Annotated in this window: 5 protein-coding genes; all 5 read right to left on the reverse strand. The window is 63.1% G+C overall.

Going from position 1 to position 5,942, the window contains the following annotated elements; translation table 11 throughout:
- Nucleotides 1-253: transposase-like zinc-binding domain-containing protein (locus BCUN_RS09240; RefSeq protein WP_420796478.1), on the reverse strand; the 253-nt coding region annotated here is incomplete at its 3' end.
- 362 nt (nucleotides 254-615) lie between these two features.
- Nucleotides 616-2,106, reverse strand: a complete 1,491-nt coding sequence (locus BCUN_RS09245) for an ABC transporter substrate-binding protein (RefSeq protein WP_238552403.1) — start codon at nucleotides 2,104-2,106, stop codon at nucleotides 616-618.
- Between the two features lie 447 nt (nucleotides 2,107-2,553).
- Entirely contained in the window at nucleotides 2,554-3,162 is a 609-nt protein-coding gene (locus BCUN_RS12825; protein ID WP_238552414.1) for an extracellular solute-binding protein, read from the reverse strand.
- On the reverse strand, nucleotides 3,123-3,386 hold the full coding sequence (locus BCUN_RS12830; protein WP_152598239.1) for a hypothetical protein: 264 nt from the start codon (nucleotides 3,384-3,386) through the stop codon (nucleotides 3,123-3,125). The genes BCUN_RS12825 and BCUN_RS12830 overlap by 40 nt, the downstream gene beginning before the upstream one ends.
- Before the next feature lie 776 nt (nucleotides 3,387-4,162).
- Entirely contained in the window at nucleotides 4,163-5,530 is a 1,368-nt protein-coding gene (locus tag BCUN_RS09255) for a GH1 family beta-glucosidase (protein WP_033518490.1), read from the reverse strand.
- Between the last annotated feature and the right edge of the window lie 412 nt (nucleotides 5,531-5,942).

Below are 5,942 nucleotides of genomic sequence, written 5' to 3' on the forward strand. Positions count from 1 at the left end.
TGGGTACGGGCGGGATGAGTTCCCACAGGACACGGCAGCGTCGCCGCAGGGTGCGTGCGGGCAGTCGGTGTTCGTCCTGGCTGGCGCGGCCCAGCAGCCAGTCCAGGCCATAGCGAAGGTCGCGTGCGGTGTGGTCCTGCACGGTGGTACGGCTCGTGCCGCACGTAGTGCACCGGTAACGGGTCATGCCCGCCGTGGTGGTGCCGTTCTTGCTCATGGTCTTGCCACATCGGGCGCATGTTGGTCGTTGCATGACACCAGTCAACGGCCAAGGGACCATGAACATGCCGGAAGGCCAAGGGTTCCAATGTCTCAGAAGGGTTTTCTTACACACTTTTTGGCCGGGTGGCATGGTCGGCCCCTAGGGTATGGATCGGCCCTCACGCCAACCGGGAGAACGCATGAGGGCCGTTTTTTTACACACTTTTTGGCCGGTAACCCGAGATTTCCAGGCCTGAATGCGCACGCATCAAACCTTGGCCGCAATGAGAGGACACGCATGGGACCCTCGCCAAAAACCCTTCACCGCAAAACAGGGGGCGGGGCCCGCAGCTTGCGCCACGGGCCCCGCCCCCCCTGGAAACGGAATGCAATCAGGTGAAGTCAGTCAGACGGTCAGGATTCGGACTCGACGGCAGCACCCCACTTCTGGTTCCACTCGTCCATGATCTGGTCGATGGTCTTGCCCTTGGTGGCGGCCTGCACCACGATGTCCTGGATCTTCTTGCCGTTGCCGTTGTTGATGCCGAGCTCGGAGTCGGAGTTGATGTCGGCGAAGAGGTCCTCCTCGCCTTCCAGCGCCGGGTCGTCCACGATCAGGTCGACGTCGGAGAAGTGCTCGTAGATCTCGGGCATCTTGTCGTCGCCCTGGACGATCGGGATGCCGCCCTCGTTCTGGGCGTAGCCGGACTTCTCGGTCATCCACTTGACGAAGATCATCGCGGCCTCCTGGCGGCTGGCGTCGGAGTTCTTGTTGATGCCCATGGAGTAGTTGCCGGACAGGGTGGCGTACTGCTTGCCGTCCACGGTGATCGGGAAGGGCATGTACTGCACGTCGTCCGGATGGTCGCCGGCCTGCTTCATCTGGGTGACGGCCCAGGCGCCGAGCACCATGGAGCCGATCTCGCCGTTGTTGATCTTGCCCTTCGAGGACTCCCAGTCGGTGGTGGAGTAGTCTTCCTCGGTCAGGCCGTTGGCCACGGCCTGGTAGAGGGTGTTGTAGACGGCGTAGGGGTAGGTCTGTGGGTCCTTGTCGTTCTTGGCGAAGGGAGCCTTGTCATGTGGCATGACCTGGTTGATGAACTTCGGGTTGCCGGTGGCGATGCCGCCGATGTAGAAGTCCCAGGCGCCCATGGCCCATTCCTCGGCGAAGTTGGTGTACAGCGGGATGGCGTCCGTCTTCTCCTTGATGAGCTTGAGGTCCGCGATGTACTCGTCCGGGGTCTTCGGCAGCTCGGTGATGCCGGCGTCCTTGAAGACCTTGGCGTTGTAGACCACGCCCGAGGTCTGGCCGTCGGTGGCGATGCCGTAGGTCTGGCCGTCGTAGGCCTTCTCCTTGGACAACTTGACTTCCTTGCCGACTTCGTCGGTGGCGCCGTAGGAGACGAAGTAGTTGCCCAGTTCGGACAGGTCGACCGCGGGGATCATCATGATGTCCCAGGAGTCGTTGTTCGCCTGGAGGCGGGTCAGTGCGGAATCGGCGTAGTTGGAGTCGGTCTGCACGTTGACCTTGATGTCCGGGTACATCTCGTTGAATTCCTTGAGATAGGCCTCCCAGTTCTTGCCGGGGTAGGTGGCCAGGCCCATGTCGGTACGGGCGTTGAGGAACGTGATTTCGGCCTTGACGTCCTTGCCGGTCTCGCCGAGCTTGATTTCCGGGTAGGTGACGCCGGCCTTGTTGTTGGCGGCCTCCGAACCCGAGCCGGAACCGCCGCCGCAGGCAGCCATGCTGACCATGGTCGCCACCGCGACGCCTGCCGCCGCAATCTTCTTGAGGTTCATGAGTGATCCTTCCTTGTTCTCTCGGGAACCGATGGCTCCCGGCTCATCGCTGAGCGTCCAGCCACGTGCTACGTTGCCGCCGTGGGTGAATGATGGATTCAGCATATCCTCACGGTTTCAGTATGTCAAGCGCTTAAGCACCATCGGCGTGTCTCATTGCATACGTTGGAGAATGCGACTCAGGGGCGGCCGTGCGGGATAGGTCGCTAACAGCTTGAAATCACGGCGTTTTGTCCATGTGCAACCATGGTCATGCCAGTACGGCGTCGAGGAAGAAACGGGCCGATTCCCTTCTTCCGTCCGTTAAGCGCTTCACCCTCCCCCAACCCCACCCTTGAGAAATATCACGGAAAAACGGAAGATTTCTCAAGCGGGCCCGCATGCACCCAAGCCCCGGTCTTGCATCCGAAAGCACCGCAATCCCCACCTACCAGCCCCCATGCACACAAAGAAGGTGGGGCCCGCGGCGCCAGCCGCGTGCCCCACCGCAACTAGCCCTTCGGGTCCGAACCGAACCTTCCGGCCGGACTCCTCGGCCCAAGCCCAAACCCCTCAGGATTCGGATTCCACCGCGGCTGCCCACTTCTGGTTCCACTCGTCCATGATCTGGTCGAAGGACTTGCCCTTGGTGGCGGCCTGCACCACGATGTCCTGCACCTTCTTGCCGTTGCCGGAGTTGATGCCCAGCTCGGAATCCGAGTTCACGTCGGCGAAGAGATCCTCCTCGCCTTCCGGTGCGGGATCGTCGGCGACCATCTCCACCTCGGAGAAGCTGTCGTACAGGGCGGGCATCTCGTCGTTGGCCAGGTCCATGGGGATGAGGCCTTCTGCGAGCGCGTAACCGAACTGCTCGGTCATCCACTTGATGAAGATCATCGCGGCTTCCTGGCGGTCCTTGGAGATGTTCTTGTTCACGGCCATCGCGTAGTCGGGGCCCATGGTGGCGTACTGCTTGCCGTACACGGTGATCGGGAAGGGCATGTACTGCACGTCGTCTGCGTGTTCGCCGGCCTGTTCCATCTGCGGTACGGCCCAGGCGCCGAGCACCATGGAGGCGATCTCGCCGTTGTTGATCTTGCCCTTCGGGGACTCCCAGTCGGTGGTGGAGTAGTCCTCCTCCGTCAGTCCCTGCGCCACCGCGTCGTACAGCGTCTTGTACACGGCGTACGGATGGGTCTGTTCGTCGTCGGCGTTCTTGGCGAAGGGCGCCTTGCGTGCGCCATGGCGTTCATGAAGTTGGTGTCGCCGGTGGCGTTGGCACCGATGTAGGCGTCCCAGCCGCCCATGGCCCACTCCGCCACGAAGTTGGTGTACAGCGGCACGACGTCCGTCTTCTCCTTGCCCGCCTTGTGGGCGGCGATGTATTCCTCCGGGGTCTTCGGCACGTCCTTGACGCCGGCTTCCTCGAAGATGCGCTTGTTGTAGACGATGTCGGAGACGGTGGCGCCGAGCGGTACGCGTAGGTGACACCTTCGGAGGTCTGGGCGTTGGTGAGGCGGATGGCCTTGTCCATCGTGGCCTGGTCGCCCAGGGGCACGAAGTAGTTCCTGAACTCGGCCTTGTCCACTGCGGGGATGCACATGATGCCCCAGGAGTCGTTGTTGCCCTGGAGGCGGGTGAGCGAGGAGTCCGCGTAGTTCGAGTCGGTCTGCACGGTGACCTTGATTCCGGGTACATCTCGTTGAAGTCCTCGAGGTAGACCTTCCAGTTCTTGCCCGGGTAGGTGTCGAGGTTCATGTCGGTGCGTGCGTTCATGAAGGTGATGTCGGCGATGAGGTCCTTGCCGGTCTCGCCGAGCTTGATCTCGGGGTAGGTGAGCACGTCGCCGTTGCTTGCGGCCGCGCCCTGTCCGTTGCCGCCTCCGCACAGGCTGCCATGGCCGCCAGGCATGCCACTGCGACGCCTGCAGCCGTGATTTTCTTGATGTCCATGGTCGTCTCTGGGATTCCCTGTCGCAGGAGCCGACACTGGCCCTGCGGTTGCATGTGGTCTGGTTTGGTTGTGCCGCCCGGCTGCAACGCTGCAAGCCCGGGTGCGGTGCTCTCAGGGTACGGTCCGCCGACAGGATCGTCAAACGCTTAAGTAGTGGCGTGTCCACAGACACACCATGAGAAATTGTTCAAAAAATGAACAATTTCTCATCGGATCACACGCAGAAGCTTCAGCGCTTATGGTCCTTGATGAACTCCCTGTACCACTCGAAGCTGTCCTTGCGTACGCGCTCCTGGGTCTCGTAGTCCACGTAGACCAGGCCGAAGCGCTTGGTGTAGCCGAAGGCCCACTCGAAGTTGTCCATGAGCGACCAGGCGAAGTAGCCACGCACGTCGGCGCCCTCGTCGAGGGCGCGCGAGACGGCCTCGAGGTGGCGCTTGAGGTAGTCGATGCGCTCGGCATCGTGCACCGCCTTGACACCGTCGGGGCCGATCTCCACGCGGTCCGGGCAGGCCATGCCGTTCTCGGTGACGACCAGCGGGATGCCGTCGTAGTCGTCATTGAGCCGCACGAGCGTGTCGTAGAGCGCGTCGGGGTCGATGTTCCAGCCCATCTCGGTGTGCGGGCCGTCGGTGGGCAGCCAGTCGATGTCGCTGGCGCCCGGGGTGGTGCTCGCCTCGGTGGACTGCGGGAACTGCGGGCGGTCGGACATGGCCACGCGGTTCGTGGAGTAGTAGTTCAGGCCGAGCACGTCCATCGGCTGGTGGATGAGCTCGAGGTCGCCGTCGCGGATGAAGTCCCAGTCGCAGATGCCACGCGTGACGGCGAAGAGCTCCTGCGGATAGCGGCCGCGCAGCATCGGGTCGAGGAAGATGCGGTTGGCGATGAGGTCGAGGCGGTGGACGGCGTCGGCGTCGCCGCGCGAGACCTGCAGGTTGAGCGTGGCGGACAGCTCCGGCTTGACGCCGGCGTAGGCGCGCACCGCCTGGCTCATCAGGCCGTGCGCCAGGTTGAGGTGGTGCGCGGCGGTGAAGGCGATGGGGCCGCCGCCCATGCCCGGCGCCTGCTCGGTGGCGCCGTAGCTCAGGTGCGCGGAGCACCACGGCTCGTTGAGCGTGGTGTAGGTCTTGATGCGGTCACCCAGACGCTTGGCCACGATGCCGGCGTAGTCGGCGATGCGGTAGGCGGTGTCGCGGTTGAGCCAGCCGCCCTCGTCGCCCAGGTACTGCGGCAGGTCCCAGTGGTAGAGCGTGACGATGGGGTCGATGCCGTACTCGAGCAGGCGGTCGACGATGCGCTCGTAGAAGCCGAGGCCCTCCTCGTTCGCCTTGCCGTCTGGGGTGGGGATGATGCGCGGCACGCCGATGGAGAAGCGGTAGGCGTTGACGCCGAGGTCGCGCAGCTGCTTGAGGTCCTCCTCCCAGCGGTGGTAGAAGTCGTCGGCGACATCGCCGCTGTCCCCGTTGACGGTGTGGCCCGAGTGGGCGAAGGTGTCCCAGATGGAGGGGGTGCGCCCGCCCTCGTCGACCGCACCCTCGATCTGGTAGGCGGAGGTGGCGGTGCCGAACATGAAGTCCTTGGGGAAGGTCATGGCCATGGCGATGGTCCTTTCTGATAGTGCCCGCAAAGCCGCCCTGCATGCCGCACTGGATGCCGGGCGACCGTCCATGGCACGATTGTAAACCATGCAGCACAATGTGTTGAGCGCTTCAAGACACGCCTTCGGCAGCTAGGGCCAAACAACGCCCGAACCGTCCCATGCTTCCATACGAAACTGACACCACTGCGGCCGAAACTGACACCCCCACGCCAAGCCCCCTGAGAAATTGTTCATTTTTCTGAACAAAATCCAGGACGCGGGCCGCGCCGGCGCGGCCCGCGTCCTGGATTTTGTTCAGAAAAATGAACAATTTCTCACGCGATGCCTGTGCCGCATAGGAGCCCAGCGCTCCATGCGACAGCCATCATGCACGTCACCTCCGCCTATTCCAAGGCCCCGTGCTCCTCAG

Source organism: Bifidobacterium cuniculi (assembly GCF_000741575.1).
GTDB classification, from domain to species: Bacteria; Actinomycetota; Actinomycetes; order Actinomycetales; family Bifidobacteriaceae; genus Bifidobacterium; species Bifidobacterium cuniculi.

What these genes read in the sequence shown, in the direction of transcription:
- BCUN_RS09245 (WP_238552403.1), bottom strand. Translation starts at nt 2,106, where the DNA reads ATGCTGAATCCATCATTCACCCACGGCGGCAACGTAGCACGTGGCTGG.
- BCUN_RS09255 (WP_033518490.1), bottom strand. Translation starts at nt 5,530, where the DNA reads ATGGCCATGACCTTCCCCAAGGACTTCATGTTCGGCACCGCCACCTCC.